Source organism: Cypionkella sp. PAMC25878 (genome assembly GCF_058135695.1).
Map to the genome: position 1 here is coordinate 2202220 of NZ_CM176871.1, position 21958 is coordinate 2224177.

24 protein-coding genes are annotated in these 21958 nt (G+C 59.2%); 11 read left to right on the top strand and 13 right to left on the bottom strand.

Going from position 1 to position 21958, the window contains the following annotated elements; translation table 11 throughout:
- Window positions 1–8: 8 nt before the first annotated feature.
- On the bottom strand, window positions 9–1028 hold the full coding sequence (locus ACS5RD_RS10675) for a polyamine ABC transporter substrate-binding protein (RefSeq protein WP_489931163.1): 1020 nt from the start codon (window positions 1026–1028) through the stop codon (window positions 9–11).
- 123 nt (window positions 1029–1151) lie between these two features.
- Here ACS5RD_RS10675 and ACS5RD_RS10680 point away from each other — a divergent pair, with 123 nt between their 5' ends.
- A complete protein-coding gene (locus tag ACS5RD_RS10680; RefSeq protein WP_489931164.1) occupies window positions 1152–2018 on the top strand; it encodes a MurR/RpiR family transcriptional regulator in 867 nt (288 codons plus the stop codon).
- 12 nt (window positions 2019–2030) lie between these two features.
- Here ACS5RD_RS10680 and ACS5RD_RS10685 read toward each other — a convergent pair whose 3' ends face one another.
- The 5 genes from ACS5RD_RS10685 to ACS5RD_RS10705 all read right to left on the bottom strand — a co-directional run bounded on the left by ACS5RD_RS10685 (window position 2031) and on the right by ACS5RD_RS10705 (window position 6455).
- Complete coding sequence (locus ACS5RD_RS10685) at window positions 2031–4025, bottom strand: sigma-54-dependent Fis family transcriptional regulator (protein ID WP_489931165.1); 1995 nt, start codon at window positions 4023–4025, stop codon at window positions 2031–2033.
- Between the two features lie 95 nt (window positions 4026–4120).
- Window positions 4121–4669 (bottom strand): hypothetical protein, encoded by a 549-nt coding sequence (locus ACS5RD_RS10690; RefSeq protein ID WP_489931166.1) that lies wholly within the window; start codon window positions 4667–4669, stop codon window positions 4121–4123.
- A 54-nt stretch (window positions 4670–4723) separates the two neighbouring features.
- Window positions 4724–4930 carry a hypothetical protein gene (locus ACS5RD_RS10695; protein WP_489931167.1) on the bottom strand — a complete coding sequence of 69 codons (207 nt, stop codon included), beginning with the start codon at window positions 4928–4930 and terminating at the stop codon, window positions 4724–4726.
- Window positions 4931–4953: 23 nt separating this feature from the next.
- A complete protein-coding gene (locus ACS5RD_RS10700; protein ID WP_489931168.1) occupies window positions 4954–6060 on the bottom strand; it encodes a WD40 repeat domain-containing protein in 1107 nt (368 codons plus the stop codon).
- Between the two features lie 14 nt (window positions 6061–6074).
- Window positions 6075–6455, bottom strand: coding sequence for a hypothetical protein (locus ACS5RD_RS10705; protein WP_489931169.1), 381 nt, complete (start codon window positions 6453–6455; stop codon window positions 6075–6077).
- A 312-nt stretch (window positions 6456–6767) separates the two neighbouring features.
- Between ACS5RD_RS10705 and ACS5RD_RS10710 the strand changes: the two genes are divergently transcribed.
- The 10 genes from ACS5RD_RS10710 (at window position 6768) to ACS5RD_RS10755 (ending at window position 16949) form a co-directional block, all read left to right on the top strand.
- Entirely contained in the window at window positions 6768–8435 is a 1668-nt protein-coding gene (locus tag ACS5RD_RS10710) for an aromatic/alkene/methane monooxygenase hydroxylase/oxygenase subunit alpha (protein ID WP_054007555.1), read from the top strand.
- A gap of 100 nt (window positions 8436–8535) precedes the next feature.
- Entirely contained in the window at window positions 8536–9600 is a 1065-nt protein-coding gene (locus ACS5RD_RS10715; RefSeq protein ID WP_489931170.1) for an NADH:ubiquinone reductase (Na(+)-transporting) subunit F, read from the top strand.
- A 37-nt stretch (window positions 9601–9637) separates the two neighbouring features.
- Window positions 9638–10696 (top strand): aromatic/alkene monooxygenase hydroxylase subunit beta, encoded by a 1059-nt coding sequence (locus tag ACS5RD_RS10720; RefSeq protein WP_489931171.1) that lies wholly within the window; start codon window positions 9638–9640, stop codon window positions 10694–10696.
- An 11-nt stretch (window positions 10697–10707) separates the two neighbouring features.
- Window positions 10708–11076, top strand: coding sequence for an MmoB/DmpM family protein (locus ACS5RD_RS10725; RefSeq protein ID WP_489931172.1), 369 nt, complete (start codon window positions 10708–10710; stop codon window positions 11074–11076).
- Window positions 11077–11134: 58 nt separating this feature from the next.
- Window positions 11135–12160 carry an amidohydrolase family protein gene (locus ACS5RD_RS10730; protein WP_489931173.1) on the top strand — a complete coding sequence of 342 codons (1026 nt, stop codon included), beginning with the start codon at window positions 11135–11137 and terminating at the stop codon, window positions 12158–12160.
- 5 nt (window positions 12161–12165) lie between these two features.
- A complete protein-coding gene (locus ACS5RD_RS10735; protein ID WP_489931174.1) occupies window positions 12166–12972 on the top strand; it encodes an iron-sulfur cluster assembly protein in 807 nt (268 codons plus the stop codon).
- Window positions 12973–13023: 51 nt separating this feature from the next.
- Window positions 13024–14655, top strand: coding sequence for a molecular chaperone GroEL (locus tag ACS5RD_RS10740; RefSeq protein ID WP_489931175.1), 1632 nt, complete (start codon window positions 13024–13026; stop codon window positions 14653–14655).
- A 35-nt stretch (window positions 14656–14690) separates the two neighbouring features.
- Window positions 14691–15734, top strand: a complete 1044-nt coding sequence (locus ACS5RD_RS10745) for an NAD(P)-dependent alcohol dehydrogenase (protein WP_489931176.1) — start codon at window positions 14691–14693, stop codon at window positions 15732–15734.
- Window positions 15735–15948: 214 nt separating this feature from the next.
- Complete coding sequence (locus tag ACS5RD_RS10750) at window positions 15949–16464, top strand: DUF1097 domain-containing protein (protein WP_054007563.1); 516 nt, start codon at window positions 15949–15951, stop codon at window positions 16462–16464.
- A gap of 83 nt (window positions 16465–16547) precedes the next feature.
- Window positions 16548–16949 (top strand): VOC family protein, encoded by a 402-nt coding sequence (locus ACS5RD_RS10755; RefSeq protein WP_489931177.1) that lies wholly within the window; start codon window positions 16548–16550, stop codon window positions 16947–16949.
- Between the two features lie 93 nt (window positions 16950–17042).
- On the opposite strand, the gene ACS5RD_RS10760 is transcribed toward ACS5RD_RS10755, so the two are convergent.
- The 7 genes from ACS5RD_RS10760 to ACS5RD_RS10790 all read right to left on the bottom strand — a co-directional run bounded on the left by ACS5RD_RS10760 (window position 17043) and on the right by ACS5RD_RS10790 (window position 21916).
- The gene (locus tag ACS5RD_RS10760; protein WP_489931178.1) at window positions 17043–17498 is read right to left on the bottom strand and encodes a DoxX family protein; all 456 of its coding nucleotides are present in this window, start codon (window positions 17496–17498) and stop codon (window positions 17043–17045) included.
- Window positions 17499–17579: 81 nt separating this feature from the next.
- On the bottom strand, window positions 17580–17972 hold the full coding sequence (locus tag ACS5RD_RS10765; protein WP_489931179.1) for a hypothetical protein: 393 nt from the start codon (window positions 17970–17972) through the stop codon (window positions 17580–17582).
- A gap of 59 nt (window positions 17973–18031) precedes the next feature.
- Window positions 18032–19276 (bottom strand): ABC transporter substrate-binding protein, encoded by a 1245-nt coding sequence (locus ACS5RD_RS10770; protein WP_489931180.1) that lies wholly within the window; start codon window positions 19274–19276, stop codon window positions 18032–18034.
- A gap of 72 nt (window positions 19277–19348) precedes the next feature.
- Window positions 19349–20401, bottom strand: coding sequence for an aldo/keto reductase (locus ACS5RD_RS10775; protein ID WP_489931181.1), 1053 nt, complete (start codon window positions 20399–20401; stop codon window positions 19349–19351).
- Window positions 20398–20739 carry a TIGR04076 family protein gene (locus ACS5RD_RS10780; protein WP_489931182.1) on the bottom strand — a complete coding sequence of 114 codons (342 nt, stop codon included), beginning with the start codon at window positions 20737–20739 and terminating at the stop codon, window positions 20398–20400. Before ACS5RD_RS10780 ends, ACS5RD_RS10775 begins: the two co-directional genes overlap by 4 nt.
- Window positions 20739–21212, bottom strand: coding sequence for a DUF3830 family protein (locus ACS5RD_RS10785; protein ID WP_489931183.1), 474 nt, complete (start codon window positions 21210–21212; stop codon window positions 20739–20741). The genes ACS5RD_RS10780 and ACS5RD_RS10785 overlap by 1 nt, the downstream gene beginning before the upstream one ends.
- Window positions 21209–21916 carry a GntR family transcriptional regulator gene (locus ACS5RD_RS10790; RefSeq protein ID WP_489931184.1) on the bottom strand — a complete coding sequence of 236 codons (708 nt, stop codon included), beginning with the start codon at window positions 21914–21916 and terminating at the stop codon, window positions 21209–21211. Before ACS5RD_RS10790 ends, ACS5RD_RS10785 begins: the two co-directional genes overlap by 4 nt.
- Between the last annotated feature and the right edge of the window lie 42 nt (window positions 21917–21958).

The following is a 21958-nucleotide window of genomic DNA, read 5'->3' on the forward strand; positions in this document are numbered from 1 at the left end:
GCCAAGCTTTATTGTGCCGTGCGAATGGTGTTCCAAGCCCGGTCATACAGCTTCAACGCAGCCCCAATATCCTCAAAGATATGCAGCCGCGCGATGGTCTCTGGCCCCACCGTGATATTCGGATTGTTCTTGATCTCGGCCGGGATCAACTCACGCGCGGGCACGTTGGCGGTGCCGTTATACTGCTGCGCCACGTTCAGCGCGGCGATCTCGGGGCGCAGGTAGAACTCCATGAATTTTTTGGCGTTTTCCTTATCCGGGGCGGAGGCCAGCACGCAGATGTTTTCCTGATACATCGTCGCCCCTTCCGAGGGGATCATGTATTTGATTTCGGGTGTCTGAGTGAAAAACACATTGCCGCCGACAAAGAAATGCGCCGCCGCAATATCGCCCGAGGTCATCATCGCCATGCTGTCATAAGAAAACGCCGAGACGCTGGCCTTGTGCGCCAGAATGTAATCCGTCGCCAGTTTGATATCCGCCGGATCGGCCGAGTTCACCGACTTGCCACTCGCGATCAGCCCAATCGCCAGCACTTCGCGCATATCATCCAGCAAGGTGATCTTGCCGCCGGTCTTTTCCGGCACCGCAAAGAAATCCGCCCAAGAACTGATCGGCCCGGTGATCTTCTCGTTATAAAACACCCCCACCGTGCCCCAAGCATAGGGCAGGCAATAGCTGCTGGTCGGGTCTTCTTTCGAGCGCAAGTTCGCGGGATCAATGTTTTTGAAATCGGGCGACAGGTTAATGTCGGTCTTTTCCAGCAAGCCCAGCTTCAACATGATGTCGTTCATATGCACCGAGGGGAACACAATGTCGTATCCCGTGGCACCTGCCTGAATTTTCGCCAACATTTCCTCGTTCGAGGAATAGGTGTCCAACGTCACCTTGATGCCGGTTTCTGCGGTGAATTTCGTCAAAATTTCGGGGTTGATGTAATCGCCCCAGTTATACAGGGCCAGTGTTTCCTCGGCCTGCGCCGCACCTGCCATCAGGGCCAGTGCAACGGCCACTCCTAAAGCCTTCATGGTGATCTCCCGGTTGGTGCCCTTGCCTCACCGCATTGGCAAAATCTGTTGGTAGCGGCGAGTCGAGCATGTTATGGTTATGACAGAATGCTACCATAACAAATAATTGATGTAAACGCTGTCATGAATAATCGAACCGAAACTCCCGAAGATTCGCCCCTTGCCGCGCGTTTGCGCAGCCTTTCCGGTGCCCTGACCAAATCGGAGGCAGTCATTGTGCAATGGCTTATTCTGAACGAGGCCACCTTGGGGCTGGAGACCGGTGCCTCAATCGCCGCCAAAACCGGCGTCAGTGAAATCACCGTCAGCCGATTCCTGAAGCGCGCCGGGTTCAAGGGCCTGCAAGGCCTGAAGGAAGACCTACAGGCGGCGCTGGTGCATACCCATATCTCGCCGAGCGAGCGCTATTTCCGCCTGTTGGATGGCGAGATAGGCGCGATCCTGAAACGCGATGCAGATGCGGTGCTGGCGCTGGCGCATGAGGTCGACAAGCCAACATGGCCCTTGGCCATCGACGCCATCGCAGAGGCGGATGAGGTTTTTGTTATCGGATTCCAAACCATTCGCGGTATTGCTGAAGACTTCACCCGCAGGCTCTCCATCGTGCGCGGCTCGGTGCGGTTCCTGTCACCGCATGACGGCGGGCTGGTCGAATGGATCCCCTCCTTCCGCCGCGCCAGCGAAAAACGCTGCTTGGTGCTGGTCGACATGGCCCCTTACGCGCGCGAGGCGCTGCCGATCATCCAGACCGCCCGCAAGTTGGGCATGTCGGTGGTGGTGGTGACGGATGAGTTGAACACCTGGGCCGCCCGCGAAACCCCATTCGTCTTCCACGTAACCACCAAAGTCGATGCGTTTCTGGAAAGCACCGGGTCGATGACCACGCTGATGAACGTCATCATCCACGCCGTCGCCGGGAAATTCCCCGACAAGGCGCGCAAACGCATCAAGGATTGGCCGCCGATCATGCGGGATTTGGGGCTATATTGACCGAACCAAAACCTATGGCGTTCTGATCCCATAGGCCTCGATTTTGCGATACAGCGTCGGTCGCGAAATCCCCAGCGCCAGCGCTGCCTTGCTGAGATTGCCGTGGTGACGCTTCAGGGCGTCTTCAATCAGCCTGACTTCGGCCTGTTTCAGCGAAGCATCGCGCGCAAGGGTTGGCTCTTGCGTCGCAAACACCTCGCTCAATCCGGTCTTGGCCACGCATGGCGCGGTGATTTCGCTGGGCAGATCGGCGAGCGTCACCGTGCGCGATTTCGCCAGACTGTGCAGCCCCAGCACCACATTGCGCAGCTCTCGCACATTGCCGGGCCAGACATGCGCCATCAGCGCCTCTTGCACCTCGGGGCTGAAGATCAGCCGATCGCGTCCCGTCTCAATACAGATCTTGCGGATGTAATGCTCGGCAATCAGCAGAACATCCTCGCCGCGCGCGTGCAGCGGCGGGATCGTCAGCACCAAGGTGCTCAGCCGATAGAACAGATCGCGGCGGAACCGCCCGGCTTCCACCTCGTCGCGCATGGCTCGGTTGGTCAGCGACAACACGCGCAAAGCTTGCGCAGGCGGATGCGGGCCGTGCAGGCGCGCGCTGTGTTCCTCAAGGATGCGCAGCAGGTAAAGCTGCGTCTCTGCCGAGGTTTCGCCGATCTCGTCCAGACACAGCGGCGCTGTGTCCCCCGACTCCAGCGGTTGCAGCAGCGCATCGCCAAACATTTTCGGGTTCATTGCCCCACAGTTGACAGTGCGAAAGCAATCGCCACTTTCCGGCGACATCCGCGCGTGGATCAGCCGGGCAAACAACTCTTTGCCAACGCCAGTTTGCCCCTCAATCAATGTCGGCTGATTGGCCGAAGCGATGCGCTGGGCGGTATCCAATGCCTCTAAGATCGCCTCGCTTTTGCCGACGATCTTCAACCCTGTCGTGCCGATTAAAACGCCCGGCAGGGCCGGAGCAGAGGGCCGCAACACGGCGGCCGCTTGGGGTACTTTCGGTCTTTGCCGGAAGGCCAGCGCCGCCCCCTTGATCATCCCGTCGATCTCGATCAGCCGGATGTCATCGCAGCAATGTGTGCTGGGCAAAGCGGCGGCGATTTTTGCTTCGGAAATGCCATCGGGCAATTCCAGAAAATGCGCGCCCAGCCCCAGATCCTGATCCGGTCGCCCGACATTGACGCCGCTGTTGCGGCTGAAGATCAGCCTGCCGAAACGGTCGATGATCGCAAAGCCGTCCGAATTGTCCATCGCTCGACCGGGCAGGCTGCCCATCGTCGCCTCCATCAGCCGAATGTTCATCAGCGATTGCTCTTGCTGTAGCACCAGTTCGATGTCGCGGGCGGCGGTGGCGGCGAAGGCGGCGTTGTGCTTTTGGAAAATTCGGGTCAACCCGGACAGATTGACCACCCCGATGATGCTGTGATCAATCGGATCACGGATCGGGGCGGCGGCACAGCTCCACGCCTTCATGCCCTCGCAGAAATGCTCCTCGCCATGCACATACACTGGCTGCCCTGTCCACAGCGCGGTGCCGATCCCGTTGGTGCCCGAGGCATGTTCGCTCCACAACCCACCGACCGACAGGTTGATCTTGCAGGCTTTGCGCAGGGTGGAACTGTCGCCGACCGTCTCTAGGATGACGCCGTCGCGGTCGGTCAGCAGCAGCATCGCCTCCGCCCCCGACAGCAGATCGCCGATCCGCATCATCGAGGCCCGCGCCGCCCGGCGCAACTCGGCCTGATCATGGCTCGATTTTGTCGCCACCTCGCCGCGTTCCAAGGAGGGTGCCGCGAATTGCTCTGGCTTGATGCCCGTGGTGGTGGACCGCACCCAAGATTGATAGATCAACGAGCGCACTCCGGTCATCGGCAGGCTGGGTGCGTTGCGGTTTGACAGAAACTTGTTCCAGGCCCGCGAGGTTTCCCGTGGGTCTACATCGGTGAAGTCAATATCTGGACGTGCGGCTTTAGGCCCGCTGCGCTGGTCAGATGTCATCATTTAAGTCTCCTCCCGTAGACTTAAGCTTCGGCGCAGGGCAATCTTATGGTGATCTGCTCCTGCTTCGCCCGAAGTTCGTATCGGCATCAATAAAGTTACGCGATGTCAAGTCGCGCTTTGATGTCGTCGGCAAGCTGGTCTTCCGTATAGGCGCGGTTGATCACCCGTTGCGCCAGATCCGCGATTTTTTCAACAATTTCAGGCTCTAGCGGGCTGATGAACCCATTCGCTGCCGTTGCGATAAAAAAGCATTTCTCGCCATTCAAGCGTTTGATTTCACCTAGGAAAGCCAGTTGCACCCCGGTGTTGCTATCCGCAAGCACCACCCGCCCGTTCAGGCTGACGCGCACATAAGGCACCGCTTCATCGGGTTTGCGTGGCGCGGCCTGATCGACAATGATCAATCCCTGCGCCTGCGGCGGCGGAGCCGCCTTGCGGGCCTTGTCCTGCGAATACTTGCCGCCGCTCAGCGTATCGGCCAGCTTCTCAATGGTGCCCCAGTTGCGCTGAAGATATTCTTTGGCGCGCTTGTCTTCCGGCCGTGTCGCGCTAAGTCTTGAACGTATATCCAATCGACTCACTCCTCGGTGTGCGATGGGTGTCATTTTGTCGCAGGCTAACATAGCCTGCGGTTTTTCGTGCATTGCATCGAAACCGGGCAAAAAACCCAATCTGGTGTAACGAAGCGTTACACGGGGCTAGTTGGGCCGCTGTTCGCCACCCGGCTCGGTCTTGCTTTGGATTTTTGCGCCCAAACGGCCCTCACTGATCCAGCGGGCGGCCAGCACAAACGCGCCGGTGGCGAAGTCGCGGCCATGGGCTGCGATCATTTCCTCGCCAATCAGGGCGATGCGTTGAAAGAACGCGTCCTTGCTTTTTTCTTCTGTGGTGAGTTCTGCGGTCATCGGAGTACTTTCTGTGAACAGGGTCAGGATTTGAACATGGCGTCGGGGAATTCGACCAAAGCTGCAGAGCCATCGGTTCCGGCAAGGGCGAGGAAGCGGCCATCCTGCGACCAGACCATCGCGGTGATCCCGGCGCCGGTATCTTCGCGCAGCAAAATTTCGGATGGCTGGCCGATCTCTGCAAGGCTCAGCAGCCCATTGGCATAGCCGACCGCCACCAGATTGCGGTTGGGGCAGGTGGCCACCGCATTGACGAGCACCAGGCCCGCCTTGCCCGTCACCACATCGCGGCCATCCTCCAGCGCCCATGCGGCGACGCGGAACGCGCCCGAGGCAACAACGGTCTTGGTATTTTGCCCAAAGCCAGTGCTGTGCACGGCAGCGGGGAAGTTGCTGCGGTGAAGGGCATGGTTGCGGGCAGTGTCGATCATATAAAACCCGTCCGCCGCCGCCCGGCACACCAGCCAAGTGCCATCCGGGTGCCACTGCAAGTCGGTGGCGGGTTCGGCAAGCACGGTTTCAATCGGAGGGCTGTTAAGATCCTTAAGGGGCAGTCGCCAAACGGCGTTTCCCTGCGCCACGGCCAGCGTCAGCCCATCGGGCGAAAACGCCACGGCGCTGATCATATCCGGCAGCGCAATCATCTGTGGGTCGGTGGTTTCGGCACTGGCAACATAAAGCTCAGTACCGCTGGCATAGGCCAAGGTCTTGCCATCCACTGACGCCGCCAACACCCCAATCGCCGCCTGCGCGCGCGGTGGGATGTGATAGGCGATCCCTCCCGCCGACAGCGCGTTGATCCGCCCACTGGTCTTGGCAAAGGCGAAACCCTGCGCGCCAAACGCCACCACTCCCGAACTGCGCCCCTCCGTAAACTCCGCCACTTTCAGCGGCAGAAAGGGCTTCTCGCGCGCCGCAATCGTCAGCCGCCCGGTGTCAATCGCCCGTCGCGTGCGCAGGGTGGGTGAGGCTTTATCAGCAGTGGCCGCCAGATGCACCGAGCCATCCGCACAGGCGAAAGCGACGGCGGAAATATCGGCGTTAAAGCTGATCTGCTCCACGGGCGAGGCCAACTGCCAATCGCGGGCAATCAGGTCAAAAAGCTGCAAATGGGCGCGTTCGTCTTTCATGGTGGTTCCCCCGTTTATGATTGGCACAGCGCGGAAATATCAGCCCCGATCCGAGCCAGTAAAGCTTCCAGCTTCTCAGCTTCCTGCTCGGTTTCGGCCAAGGCCTGCTGGGCAGAACTCTGCTCCAGGTAGAGTTGATCCAGTGCGGCCTGCGCGGCGGACTGATCGACAGATTCGATCAGGTCACGCTCAGCACACATCACTTCAATCTCTTTGCCCGCTACCCGCTGACGCTTGCTCAACAGCTTGCAGTTCTCTTGGCACAGCAAACCCACCACCGCGACCCGCAGCTTTTGCAACTCAGCCATCTTGTCAGAAATCTGTTTTAAATCAGACATATGCCTGCTCCGCACCAAAACCGGATCACCCGATTTTTCCTCCGCAGCCCACAGCATATCTACCGCCGCCAACATTGCGACAAATTATGAATCCGTAACCATTCATTACAATTCGTAGCCGTTCGTTACAAAAAATTATCTGTTTGGCCGCAGCGGATTTTGGCCCCTACATTGCCTCATCGAAGAAAAAGAAAAGCCGCCGCGACAACTCAAGGTGGCTCAAAGAACGAAGGAAGGGAGGCCTGCGTTGCGAATGAAATTCACATCCCGTGAAACTGATCCGACGTCTTGGATGGCTGCGAAACGCAGTTCTCTGACCTTTGCCGACGGTCCTGCCCACAGCAACTCGAACCAAAAAGGTGAGCAACAATGTCGACTCTGACACTCAACAAAATTACCGCGCAAAAGGGCATTTCGGTGGCCGATGCGACCCGCAAATGCGCCGATCTGGGGTGGAATCCTTCCTACGTTCAGGAAGCGATGACCTACCCCAGCGACTACAAGATCACCAAAGCCCCGCGCGATCCGATGAAGCAGGTGCTGCGGTCCTACTTCTCGATGCAGGAAGAAAAGGACAACCGGGTTTACGGTGCCTTGGACGCCGCTCTGCGCGGCGATATGTTCCGCAACGTCGAACCCCGTTGGGTCGAATGGATGAAGCTGTTCCTGGCGATCATCCCGTTCCCGGAAATCAGCGCTGCCCGCTCGATGGCGATGGTCAGCCGTCTGGCACCGGGAGAAGACCTGCGCACCGGCTTCACCATGCAGATGGTCGATGAATTCCGCCACTCCACGATTCAGATGAACCTCAAAAAGTGGTATATGGAAAACTACATCGACCCGGCGGGCTTTGACATCACCGAAGAAGCCTTCGGGAAATGCTATGCCACCACTATCGGGCGTCAATTCGGCGAAGGCTTCATCACCGGCGATGCGATGACCTCGGCCTGCATGTATCTGACCGTTGTGGCAGAAACCGCGTTCACCAACACGCTGTTCGTGGCTATGCCGTCCGAAGCTGCCCGCAATGGCGACTATGCACTGCCCACGGTGTTCCTCTCGGTGCAGTCCGACGAATCCCGTCACATCGGCAACGGCCACTCGCTGATGATGGCTGCGCTGAAAGAGCCGGAAAATCACCTGCTGATCGAGCGTGACATGAAATATGCCTTCTGGCAGAACCATGCCATCGTCGATGCGGCCATCGGCACGTTCATCGAGTACGGCACCACCGACCGCGACAAGAACAAGGAAAGCTATGCCGAGATGTGGCATCGCTGGGTCTACGAAGATTACTACCGCACCTACATGCTGCCGATGGAAAAATACGGCATCAAAATCCACCATGATGACGTGACCTTGGCGTGGGAGCGGATCACCAAGAAGAACTACGTCCACAAGGTCGGGCAGTTCTTTGCAGTCGGTTGGCCGGTCAACTTTTGGCGGATCGAAGCGCAGACCGAGAAAGATTTCGAATGGTTCGAGCATAAATATCCCGGCTGGTATGCTGAATTCGGCGATTTCTGGAAATGGTATGCCAAGCTGTCGAAGCCCGGCCAGAAGGTCATCACCTTCAACGAGGAAGTCGGCTACGTCTATCCGCATCGTTGCTGGTCTTGCTTGGTTCCCTGCCTGATCCGCGAAGATATGGTGGTGGATACCATCGACGGCCAACTGCACACGTTTGCGCATGAAATCGACCGCTGGACGGCGGTTGAGGCTTTCGCTGACGAATACCAAGGCCGTCCGACCCCCGCGATGGGCCGGTTCTCGGGCAAGCGCGAATGGGAAACGCTGTATGATGGCGTCGATCTGGCCGATGCGATTGTCGATCTGAACTTCGTGCGTTCGGATGGCAAAACCCTGATCCCGCAACCGCACTTGCGCTTTGATGACAAGGATATGTGGACGCTGGACCATGTGCGCGGCCACACACTCGGCTCGCCACTGAACGCCCTGCGCGGCATGGATGAGGCAACCCGCAAGGCGCATCTCGCCGACTATGCCAAGGGTTTCACCATCAACCCCTGCAACTAACCCCCTGATTATGGGCCGGAAACCCCGGCCCATACCACCCCACACCGCTGCCCGCTTGGGTAGGGGATTGAAACCTGCACTCTGCAAAAGGCCGCATCAGATGTCAGAAACCTTCACCGTTCGATTGGAACCCGTCGGGGTCGAATTCGAAGTGGCCTCCGGCGAGACCGTGCTGGACGCCGCCTTCCGTCAGGGCATTTCGCTGCCGCATGGCTGCAAGGAAGGCCAGTGCTCGGCCTGCAAATGCAACCTTGTCGAAGGCGAGGTCGAGCTTTTGAAATACTCCACCTTCGCCTTGTCGGATGGCGAGCGCGATCAGGGCGGTATCTTGCTCTGCCGATCGCTCGCACAAGGCGATCTGACCATCGAGCTGTTGAATTTCGACGAAGAGCTGCTGTCGAAATCCATCGCGGTCAAAGACTTCAAGGGGAAGATCACGGCCAAATCCAACCTGACGCATGACATCCGGGCCATCGAAATTGATATCGAAACGCCGATCAAATTTTGGGCCGGACAATATGTCGACATCACCGTCAGAACCAAAGATGGGGAGGAGATTACGCGCTCGTTCTCCATGGCAAATACGCCGGACCAAACCCAAAAACTCCGGTTCATCATCAAAAAATACCCCGACGGAAAGTTCAGCAATGAACTCGACGCAGGCGGTATCGAAGTCGGCGCCGCCGTCAACGTCCGTGGACCCTACGGCACCTGCTTCCGCCGCGAAGGACGCCAAGGACCGATAGTGCTGGTCGCCGCAGGCTCGGGCATGTCGCCGATCTGGTCGATCCTGCATGACCACATCGCTAGCGGTGAAAGCCGCCCGGTGCATTTCTTCTACGGCGCACGCACCCAGACCGATCTGTTCTATCTGCCGCAGATCGCCGCGATCACCGCCGCCCACCCGGAAATCACGTTCACCCCGGTTTTGTCGCACGCCAGCGACGATGCCGATTGGCACGGTGCGCAAGGTTTTGTGCATCAGGTGGTCGGCACTGAACTCAAGCGCTTGGGCATCGAAGATGGCGATGCCTATGCCTGCGGCCCACCGCCGATGATCGACGCGCTCAGCCCGGTTCTGTTCATGCTCGATTTCGACCCCGAGCGCACTTTCTACGACAAGTTCACCCCGTCCACCGCACCCGCGCCCATCAAAGCGCATTGATACCAAAGGGTTAAAACCCACCACAAGGGAGAGAGACATGGTTGCCACATCAAGCTCGGTTGGCTCAGGCGCCGCAGGGGCCGCGATTTTCGCCGACAGCGAAAGCCGCAAATATCGCTACTTTGAACCCCGCGCCAAGCGCGCCACCCATTACGAAGATGTGACGGTGGACGTGCAGCCCGACCCGGAGCGCTATTTGATCCAGGATTGGATCATCTCGTTTCCGGATGGTCGCGGTGCCTATGAGAAAAACAACACCAAGGCGCAAAGCAGCAACTGGCACGCTTTCCGCGCCCCCGATCAGGAATGGGAGCGCACGCATTACCAGCGCCAGTCGCGCATCGAGGTGATGGTGCAGGCGGTGATCGCCAATGGTCGCAAGTCCGGCGCGCAGCTGGCGTTTGATGCCGCTTGGGGCAAGACCTTGCAGAAGCATCTGGGCGCTTGGAAACACGCTGAATTTGGCTTGGGCTGTGCGCTGATGCAGGCACAGCGCGGCGGCTACACCCAGATGATCAACAACGCGACGCTCACCAATTCGTCGTACAAACTGCGGTTGTCGCAGGACATCACGCTGTATCTCGCCGAGATCGGCATGGATATTGCGGGTTGGGATGACGAGGCGGGCAAAACCGGCTGGCTGGAAGACCCGATGTGGCAAGGCACCCGCGAAGCCGTTGAAACCATCATGGGCACCGAAGATTATCTCGAACAGTATTTCGCGATCAATCTGGTGTTCGAGCCGCTGGTGGGCGAGCTGTTCCGCTCGGGCTTCCTGATGCAGTTCGGGGCTGCCAACAACGACTTCATGACCCCCTCGGTGATTGCGGCGGCAGAAGGTGATTATGAGCGCAACCTTGCCAATGCCATCGACCTGATCTGGCTTTTGGCCAATGACGAAAAGTTCGGCGCGCAGAACCGCACGTTGTTCCAATCCTGGGTCAAGAAGCACGCAGCGCTGGCCGATAAAGCCGCCCGTCAGTTGCAGCCGATCTGGTCAAAGCCGCATTCCAAGCCCGTCAGCTTTGAAGAAGCGCGCGCCGTTTCCGAAGAGCGCTTCGCCAAGATCCTTGGCGAAGTTTCCCTGTCCCGCTGAAAGGAAGTCCCATGTCAACCATTGCACGCGACAATTCGCACGACAACATCTTCAAGGCGATGAAGGACATCACCTTTGAGAAAACCGTTTCGCATCAATGCGGTGTCACCATGTCAGATTCGGTCGAGGCCCGCGCCATCGCTGAATTCATGGATGCCAAACCGGGGGTGACGGTGACGTATAACCCGGCGCTGATCCGCATTGATGGCTCGGGCAAGCTGATCTTCAAGATGGATGAGATCGGCGAATTTCTGGGCCGCGAAATGACCGCCGAGTTGTTCGAGGTGAATTCCTCGACCCATTACGGCCGCATGGTGCGCACCGACGACAACACGGTGATCCTGTTCGGCGATATGAACGAGATGCTCGAATACATCTGAAAACCCGGCGCGGGGGACACCCCGCGCCCCCTTTCAACCCATTCCAAAGGCAACGAAGATGTATGTAACCCCCGAAGGCAAAGAGATTTTCGTGGTCGATGGCCACGCCCATTTCTGGGACGGCAGCCCGGAAAACCAGAAGAACATCCATGGCAAGCAGTTCATTGATTGCTTTTATGCCTACCACACCGGCCTTTCCCCGAAAGAGCAGCTTTGGCAGAAGTCTAAGTTCGAGAAATACAGCGCGGATGAGCTTTACAATGACCTGTTCATCGACGGGCCGGACGACATCGCCATCTTCCAGACCACCTCGCTGAGCGATTTCTACAAGACCGGCTTTGGCTGCATCAAGCGCACCAGTGAAATCGCCAAGAAATATCCCAATCGGTTCATCGTCAACGGCGCATTTGATCCGCGCGATGGCGAAAAAGCCTTGGAATACATCCACTTCATGAAAGAGACCTACGACATCAAGGGGGTGAAAATGTACACCGCCGAGTGGAATGGCGAATCCAAGGGCTGGCGGCTGAACGATCCGGCGGCTTACAAATGCTTCGAGCTCTGCGACAAGCTCGGCATCAAGAACATCCATGTTCACAAAGGCCCGACCATCCTGCCGCTGAACAAAGACGCCTTCGATGTGCATGATGTGGACTACGCCGCCACCGATTTCCAGGGCCTGAACTGGATCATCGAGCATTGCGGCCTGCCGCGTCTGGATGATTTCTGCTGGATCGCGACGCAGGAAACCAATGTCTACGCGGGCCTTGCCGTGGCCCTGCCGTTCATCCATTCCCGCCCGCGCTATTTCGGCGAGATCATGGCCGAACTGCTGTTCTGGCTGGGGCCAGAGAAGATCCTGTTCGGCTCGGACTATGCGATCTGGACGCCGAAATGGCTGGTCGAAAAGCTGTGGGCCTTCCAAATCCCCGAGGATATTTCGGCGGAACGCGGTGGCGTGCAGCTGACCGATGAGATCAAGGAAAAGATCCTCGGTCTCAACGCGGCACGGCTTTACAACATCGACGTCGCTGCGCGCAAAGCCGAATTTGCCGCACACCCGATCTCTATCGCAGCCGAGTGATGACCATGACCGCGCCCATATCCCTTGTCTTGGATGATGCCCCGCTGAACCAAGTTTGGGCGCGGCTTGATCTGGTGATGGACCCCGAACTTGATGAACCCGTGACCGATATGGGCTTCATCGAGGCGGTGTCGATCACCAGCCCCCCCGAGCAGAACACCTCGACGGTGCATGTCAGCTTCCGGCTGCCCACCTATTGGTGCTCGCCGAATTTCGCCTTCCTGATGGCCGAGGGCATCAAGCGGCAGATTGAAGTCCTGCCTTGGGTCGGCCAAGCCGTGGTGACGTTGCAAGACCACATGGCGGCCGAGGAAATGAACGCCGCCATCAACGCCGGGGCCAGTTTTGGTTCGGTCTTTGCTGAACTTCACCCCGACGAAGACCTTGGCGCGCTGCGTGAAAAGTTCGACATCAAGGCGTTTCAGCGTCGGCAAGAAGTGGTGATCAAAGCGATGATTGCCGTGGGTTTCTTGCCTGCTGAAATTCTGACCATGCCGCGTGCCCTGGTGGAAATCGCCGAGTTTACCGACCCTGAGACTATCCGCCAAAAGGCTCGCTATCTGGCGATCCTCGACGAAAAACACCTCGCCCCCAGTCCACGCGATCTGGCGTTCCCGACCTATCAGGGCACCCCAATCAACGATTACGCCACCTATATGGGCCTTCTGCGCTCGGTCAGGATCAATATGGAATTCTCCGGCTCGCTCTGCCGGGGGCTGAAACGCAGCCGCTACCAAGAGGCCGATCTGTCCGGCGATATCCCGGTTCTGGTCGATTTCACCACCCACAATCCGACCCACGCCTGCCGCTGACAGGCGATCCCAAAAACACTGCAAAATCCGGCTTTGGCCGAAGGAGGAACTATGCCCAAAATCATGATCCACGGTAACGACGCCCGCCGCGCTTTGGCGCATGGCGTGCAGAAATTGTCGGCGGCGGTTGAATCAACGCTGGGCCCAATGGGGATGAACGCGATGATTGATCGCCCGATGGGCACCCCCCTGATCAGCCGCGATGGCGTGTCGATTGCCTCGGAAATCGAGCTGTTCGACCGCTTTGAGAATATGGGCGCGCAGGTGGTGCGCGAAGTCTCGATGCAGACCAACGACGTGGCGGGCGACGGCACCACCACCTCGATCGTGCTGGCCAATGGCATGATCCAGTCTGGCGTGGTGCTGATCGAAAAGGGCGCAAAGCCGGTCGATCTCTGCCGTGGCATCGCGATGGCGGTAGAGGCCACCACCCATGCCCTGCGCGCTGCAGCCAAGCCGGTGAAAGATCATGCGGTGCTGTCGGCGGTGGCCAAAATCTCCGCCTCCAGCACGGAATTGGGCGCGCTGGTCGCCGAAGCCTTCCGCCGCGTCGGCGCGCAAGGCGTGATTTCCACCGACTACGGCACCGGCAACACCTCGACCCTGCAAGTGGTCGACGGCATGGCGTTTGAGCGCGGCTATATCTCGCATCACATGGTCACCGATCTGGATGCAATGCGCGCCGTGGTGCTGAACCCCTATATCGTGCTGACCGATATCAAGATGAAGTCGCCCAGCCAGTTGGACGCTGCCAAAGCGATTGCTACTGAGGATGGCCGCCCCTTGGTGATCATCTCGGAAGAAACCTCGCCCGAAGTGCTGCTGACACTCTTGGGCAAAGACGGCCCCGGCAAATTCCTCGTGGTGCATCCGCCAGAATTCGGCCACTGGCGCCGCAACATGATGGAGGATCTGGCGATCCTCACGGGAGGCAAAGTTCTGGCCCGCGATCTGGGCGACAGTCTGGAAAACATCACCCGGCTGGATATGGGCAGCGCCGAGCGCGTAGAGGCCACCAATTCCGACACCATGATCATTCGCGGCAACGGTGATCCGCAAGCCATCGCCGCCCGCCGCGCGCAAGTGCAGCGGCTGTATGAGGTCGCCCCGCCCAACATCGACAAAGACAAGCTGCAAGAGCGCCTCGCCAAACTTTGTGGCGGCACCGCGACGATCTTCGCGGGCGGCGTCACCCCGGTTGAACAAAAGCGGACCATCCAACTGATCGAGGATTCGCTGAACGCCGTGCGCGCGGCCTCGGACGAAGGCGTTTTGGTCGGCGGTGGCGTGGCACTGGCGCGGATTGCGCCCTCGCTCGCTGAACTGGCGCTGGCCGAGCAGGGCGATGTGCGCCGGGGGATTGAACTCGTGCAATCGGTGTTGACCCTGCCGCTGGCCCGCATCGCCTTTAACGCAGGCGCTGAACCCAACGACGTGGTGCGCAAGGTCTGCGCTTTGCATGGCGATCACGGCTACAACGCCGCCACTGGCACCTATCAGGATCTGATGAAATCCGGCGTCATCGACCCCGTCCGCGTCACCTATTCGGCGCTGATGAATGCCGCTTCCGTCGCCACGCTGATCCTGACCACCGAAACCCTGATCGCCGATCTGGCCGAGGATGAAGATCCGACCGCAGGCGCTGCCTTGGGTGGCGGGGCCGAAAAGCTGGGCCGTAAGTGATTGGCTGACCATATAAATCAGGAAAGGGCTGCGCCATGAAAGCCGCAAGACTTTACGAATACGACCCCGCGATGAACGTTCAGTTGAAGATCGAAAACGTCAAAGCCCCCACCATTATGGGGCCAACGGATGTGATCGTCAAAGTCGGCGCGGCGGGCCTCTGCCGCACTGATCTGCACATCATCGAAGGCGTGTGGAAAGACATCATGGATCAGGGCGGCAATCTGCTGCCCTATATCATGGGCCATGAAAACGCCGGTTGGGTCGAGGATGTCGGCTCCGGCGTCACCTCGGTGAAACCCGGCGATACGGTGATCTGCCACCCGCACCGCACCTGCGGCATTTGCCTGTCGTGTCGGTATGGCGATGACATGCACTGCGAACACAGCCTGTTTCCGGGGCTGGGTCTGGACGGCGGCTTTGCCGAATACTTCCTGACCTCTGAGCGCAGCCTGATCAAGTTGAACCCCAACATCACGCCGCTGGATGTAGCGCCAATGGCCGATGCCGGCATCACCGCCTACCGCGCCGCGAAGAAAGCCGCCAAAGCCCTGCGCCCCGGTGCCTATTGTGTGATCGTCGGGGTAGGGGGTTTGGGTCATATCGCCCTGCAATGCCTGCATGAAATCTCGGGCTGTCGCATCATCGCTGTGGACCGCGAACCCGCAGCCCGCCAGCTTTGCAAAGACCTCGGCGCAGACTTTGTACTGGATGGCGGCCCGAATATCATCGAGGAAATCAAGCAGATCACCGGCGGCGGCGCGCAAGTGGTGATGGATTTCGTCGGCGAACTCGGCGTCGAAAACCTGTGCTGGAAAATGGTGCGCCCCGGTGGGGAGCTGATCATGATCGGCTACGGCGGCAAGATCGAAGTGCCCACCGCCCATCTGGTGATCAATGAGATCAACATCGGCGGCAGCCTTGTCGGCAATTACACCGAACTGGTCGAGTTGATGGAGCTGAACGCAGACGGCAAGGTCAAGATGCACTATGCCGAATACAGCTTGGATAACATCAACCAAGCCCTCGATGATTTCAAACACCGCCGCTTTGCGGGCCGTGGCGTGATCGTGCCGTAAGGCCAACCGCCGCCCAGCCGCAGCACATCCCAAGGCAGCGGTGGCAGATCGCGGCTGCCTTGCGGTGGCGTGTTGCGGTCTGTCCCGCCGAAAGCGCGGTGGCCTGAACGAAACCGGGGAAGGGCAATCCTGCCTGCTGCTGGCATTTCCTCGGTTCCTGCAACGTCCAGCACCTAAGAAGAACAGCCAGAAATCTGGCAAGAGGGAGAGAGAAGTGGATATCATAACAGCATTGGCGGTCTCAATCGGCCTGTTGGGCGCGGTTGCGACCTATCTGTTCCTGACCATTGGCACCATCCAGATTTGGGTGGCCTTCATCGGTTGGGCAAGTTTTTACCATTGCGGCGGCGGTGTGGATGGCTTGCGCAAATCGGTCTGCGCCAATCTGTGGGGCGTGGTGATGGCTTACATCGCGCTGCTGTTGATCACCCAAGTCGACTCGGGCTTGCCGGGGGTGCTCTGGCCATCGCTGGTAGTCGGGATAACTGCGGGCATCCTGGTGATGGGGGCGAAAATCGAGGCGTTCAGCATCATCCCCGCCACAGTCTACGGCTATGCCTCGACCGCGGGCTACGGCTTGTTATCGGGGGCATCGTTGACCGCGCTGACGGCGGCCAATCCGCTGATCTGCGTCGCGGTTTCTCTGGTGATTGGCGGTGTGTTCGGTTTGGTGTCCGAACGTTTCGCTGCTATGCTGAAACGGCCTGAGACTCGGGCCTCAGAAGTTTAACCCAGCACATGGGCGGGGCAGGTGGGTTTGACCGACCTGCCCCGCCTGTTCAGCCTACGCGCAACTCTATGGAGAAACGCATCATGTCAAATCTCATCCATGCGATGATCCGCGTTTTGGACGAAGCGCGCTCTATCTCGTTTTATGAACAAGCCTTCGGGCTGCATGTCGCGGATCGCTTGCCGTTTGACACCTTCACGCTGGTCTATCTCAGCAACCCCGAATCCGAATCCAATTTTGAACTTGAGCTGATCATCAATTCCGGGCGCACCGAGCCTTACAACATCGGTGATGGCTATGGCCATTTGGCGCTGTCGGTCGCCGATCTTGAGGCCGCGCATAGCCGTCTGACAGCCGCTGGACTCGCCCCCCGCAAGATCGTGGAATTTGCCCCGGCGGGTGAGGTTATTGCGAAATTCTTTTTCATTGCCGACCCGGATGGCTACCAGATTGAGGTGCTGCAGCGCGGGGGGCGCTACCGTTAGACCGCAAACTGGCTCGGCTAAAAAGCCAAACGGGCCGGACGCAGCTCCATCCGGCCCGCAGCAATTATAGGTATCGCAATCATAGATATCGCGTCAGATCTGGCGTCCAATCAGACGGTCCACCGAATACCGCCCCGCGCCGTTCAGCGCGAAAAACAACGTCACGCTGGCCCAGATGATCGAAAGCTCGGCGCCTTTATAGCCCTGATCTAGCTGGACCCAGTGGAACCACACCGTCACCAGCAGCACCACGGTTGTCGCCAAAGCGGCGGGACGCGTCAGCAAGCCCACAATCAACAGCAAACCACCAAAGAACTCGGTCGCAGCCAAAGCGGTGGCCCACAACCAGCCCGGATAAAACCCGATGCTCTGCACCATCTCGACCGCGCCCAGCGGATCCTGGATTTTCGGCCAGCCGTGTATCACGAAAGCCACGCCGACCACGACGCGCAGCAGCGTCTCGGCCAAGGGCGCAAGCCGCGCGTAAACCGGCGCAAGCGCGGGGATCACATAGCGGGCATCGCCGCTGTTTTGAGTCGTATTAATCATGTCATATCTCCTAAAACCGCGCATCCGGTCTTTCCGGGGCGGCACTGAAATCGGTTTGGCCCCAAAGGACCAGCACAGCTTTCAGACAGAGACTCGCGGCGGTTTCCAAGGCGCGACAGGTGAGGATTTCGGCTTGCCCAACGCCAACTCGGTCGAAACTGCAACGCATGCGCCATCCCGATCAACCGTCACATCGCCCAGCAAAATCGCATCGAAGCACTTCTTGCCAAGCGCATCGCCAGAGGCCTCGGCAGTCGCCCGCAGCGCAGGATCCATGCACATCTCAACGCTTGAAAGCTTCAAACAACCGCTGCCAGAATGCTGCACCCCCGCCGTGCCAAGCGCTGCCACAAGGGCGACGACAACGAGCAGATGGATCAATCGGAGTAGCAAAGACATGCAGGACTTTTCGGTAAGGGCAGCGCCCTCATACCAGTAAAGCCCGCGGGCGGCCAGTAGGGCGGGTTTCGCCATCCGGCCAGAAGGCTACTTTGGGCGCGACAACAGGGCCGCGCCCAAAGCCTGTGTTTAGCTTACTTCACCTCGGCCTTGACCTTATCGACATCCGCCGTGGTCATCTCGCCAATCGTGGTGACTTTGCCATCCACGATCTGCCACAGCCGGAACGGCCCCGAGATATCGCCGTATTGGTCGAAATTCACCGGGCCAATCACCCCCTCATAGCGGATCGCCTTGCCGTCTTTGATCAACGCCAGCGCCTTGGTGAATTCTTCCTTACCTGCATAGATCACCTCACCCGCCGGATCGACCGCCTTGCGCAACGCCTCTGGCAGTTTCGCCGCATCCGGCCCGCCCGCGATGGCGATGGCCAGACCCACCAAAGCGCCCGCATCATAGGAACGGTCAGCCGCAGGGGCTGCCGGGTCCAGCCCCGAGAACGCATTGTAGTTGGCATTGAAATACTCGGTCGAGGCCGAAGCCACGCTGCCCGATGAGGTGCCATAAGCGTTGCCCAGGTATTCCTTGCCGACAGCGGCCACGAAATCATCCGAGTTCATGCCATCATTCAATAGGAATTTCTGCACCCCGCCTTGGCTGATCCATGTCCGCGCGATGGTGGCCCCATCGACCGGATCCGAGATCAGATACAACGCATCCGGCTCGCCCGCCAAAGCGGCGGTGACTTCTGACGCATAGCTGGATTGCTTGGCGTTGTAAGGCGTGACCGAAACCACCGTGCCCCCCAAAGCCGTGTAAGGGGCGGTAAATTCCTTCACCAGATTGACGCCGAAGTCGTTGTTCTGATGGATGATCACGATTTTCTTCATGCCCTGATCCATCGCGAACTTCGCCGCTGCCACGCCTTGCAGCGCGTCCGAAGTGATGGTGCGGAAGAACACGCCATTGGTTTTGCCGTCTTTGCCAAGTTCGGTCAGCGTCGGCGAGGATGAAGCAGGCGAGACTTGCAGCACCTTGGCTGGCCCCGTGACCGAAGTCAGGATCGGGATCGACATCGGGCTGATAATGCCGCCGATGATCGCAGGCACATGCGCCACCTGCACCAGTTGCGTTGCCGCATCCACCGCCAAGTTTGCTTGCGTCTGGCTGTCGCGGGTGTCGGTTTTCAGCGTGCAACCCGCCACACCCCCGGCATCGTTCAGATCGCGGAACGCCATCTCAACCGATTTCGCCCCGGCTTGTCCGTAAGCCCCGGCCTCACCCGTCAGCTCAAGCACCAGCCCGACGGTGATATCGCAGGCCTGAGCGCCGAGCGGCATCAGCGCCAAGGTAGCGCTGGCTAGAAGTAACTTTCTCATGTTGTCCTCATCTGTTGAATTGGCCTTTTGTTATCCGCGCAGGAACAGGCAACTCTGCGCGCCAGCGCCCGGTCAGGACGCCTTATTCAGATTGTATTTGATGATCTGGCCGTGCCTCCCCTGACGGTCACGCTCCAACGTATAGGTGTCGCCTTCGGGGACATGGCCCTGCGCCAGCACCGCTGCGATTTCCGCGCGGTCTTGCGCTGTCAAAGCCAACCCCGCCACCTTCAAATTCTGCGCCAGATGGCTGCGATTGCGTGCCCCCACAATCACCGCCGCGACGGCTGGCCGATCCAGCATCGCAGCACTGGCGACGGTGGCGATATCGGTGTCATGCCGATCCGCGATCCCCCGCAAGCAGCGCAGCAAGGCCTGAAACAACGCCCAGCCGCCAAAATCATCGATGATCAGCTTGTATTTGGTCAGCGAGCGGTTTTCCAATGGATGCTCCGGCTCGGTCACACCCAGCCAGCGATCCCCCAAGAACCCGCCCGCCACGGTGCCATAGCAGAAAATCCACATGCCATTTGCGCTGGCCGCCTTGGCCATCAACCGCTCCGCCCGCGTATCCAGCAGCGAATACTGCACCTGCATCGACAACAAAGGCACCCCGGCCTCGATAATCTCCAGCGTGCGGGCGGTGTCGAAATTGGTGCCGCCGATCTGGTCAACCTTTCCTTCCAGCCGCATCTCATTCAGCCAACCCACGGCCTCCAGATACCGCGGCACCGCGTAGTCCCACCAATGGAACTGCACCAGATCCAACCGCTTCATCCGCAGCCGTGACAGCGAGGTTTCCACGCTGCGCCGGATGCTGGCACGATCCACCACTGCCAAAGCCGCCAAATCCGGCACCAGTTTGGTATGCACCTTGATCCGCGCCAAAGCCTCGGCCCCGCGCTGATTGCCATAAGCGGTGCGGAACGCGCCGATCAATTCCTCAACACCCGTGTAAATATCCGCACAGTCAAAGCTGGTGATCCCGGCATCAGCGAAGGCGATCATATCATCGACCTGCTGCGCTGCATCTACCGGGCCATGCCCGCCCGCCAACTGCCAGCCACCGCGAATGACCCGCGAGGTGGTATAGCCGGGGCGCAACTCTAGGGTTGGAACGCTCATTCTGCGGACTCCTCAGGCAAAGGAACGGCGGTGGTATCAGCATGCGAGAACCGCCGCTTGCCCAACCGGGTGATGCGCAGCCGCGACGGGCAGTGCGGATCAGGGCAGGCCACCTCGGCGTCCGAGGTCATCCAGTCATTCGGATGCGTCACCCGCTGTTTGGCGGGCAACAAAGGCAGGATCGACGCCAGTGAATAGATCGAGAAACTTTGCCCCGGCGGCATGTGCAACTGCTCACCCCGCAACTCAAACCAATCGCCGACGGTGCCGCAGTAAATCTTCGCCCCCTCAGGAGCCACCAATTCCACCCGCAGATCGTAAAGCTCAAACTCATCCATCATGCGACCCTTTCAAACGTGATCTCACAAGCTCCAGAACGCCGGATTCTCCCACAAGCTTCGGCCAAAGCCACGCGATCTTCCGAGCGCACCTGTGCCACAACCGACCCCGCCAGCCAGCCAATCGGAAACAGCATCCGAGCGCCGGGGCCATAAAACAGCCCGATGTCAAAGATCGGATCAGGATTGCCCCCCCACATCCGCGCCGGCACATAGGCCAGCACAATATCCCCCGGCTGCGGGTGCAACGTCGCATTCTCGGGCGGCAATGCAGTCTCGGGCGCGCTGAAATGCGCCGTGGGGATCGGGCAGGAAATCTCTGGCCCGGTCCACATCGCATGAATCCCCGGCACCACGCGCGGGGTTTCCAGATAGCGCCACAGGAAAGCCGCGTTGACCGGAGCTTTCTCGGGGCTCAACACCGCCAAAATATCCATACCCGAGGCTGCGTGGCTGATGCGAATAGAATTCATGCGGCGATCTCCTTCGACAAAAGTTTCTTGCGCAAAAACGCAAAGGGGCGGCTGATATCGGCGACCAAAGCCTCCCGCGCGGCTTGCGCGCGGCCATTGGCCAAGGCGTCGATCATGTTCAGATGGAAATGCGCCGAGTCACTTTCCCCCGCTTCGGAAAACGCGAAAATCGCCGCCCGCGTGCAGGGACCGGATTGCAGCCACAGGCTTTCGATCATCGGGATCAGCACGGGCGAGCCGCAGGCATTGTAAATCTCAAAGTGAAACGCCTGATTGAGGGCAGCTTCCTGATCTACCGTTGCCGGATCGCCATCCAGCCGCAGCACTTGCCACTCCGCCATATAGGCCCGCAACGTGGCGATGATCGCTGGTGTCATCCGGGGGGCAGCCAAAGCAATCGCCTCGCCCTCAATCAAAATCCGCGTGCGCAGCAAATCGTCAATCCGCTCCAGCGTCATTGGCGGCACCCGGATGGATCGGTTCGGCAGCGCCTCTAACGCGCGTTCACTGATCAGGCGCCCCAAAGCATCGCGGACGGGCATGGTCGAGGTCATCAGCGCATCCGACAACTGCCGGATCGTCACCACTTGCCCCGGCGCGAACAGGCCGCTGACCAAAGCGCGGCGCAACTCGGTATAAACCCGATCCTGCACGCTTTCGCGCCCCACCGGGGCCAGCGTCAAACCTGTGTCACCAACCGCCATCTGAACCTCACGAATCATCTTGCTAGATCAAATTAGACGCTC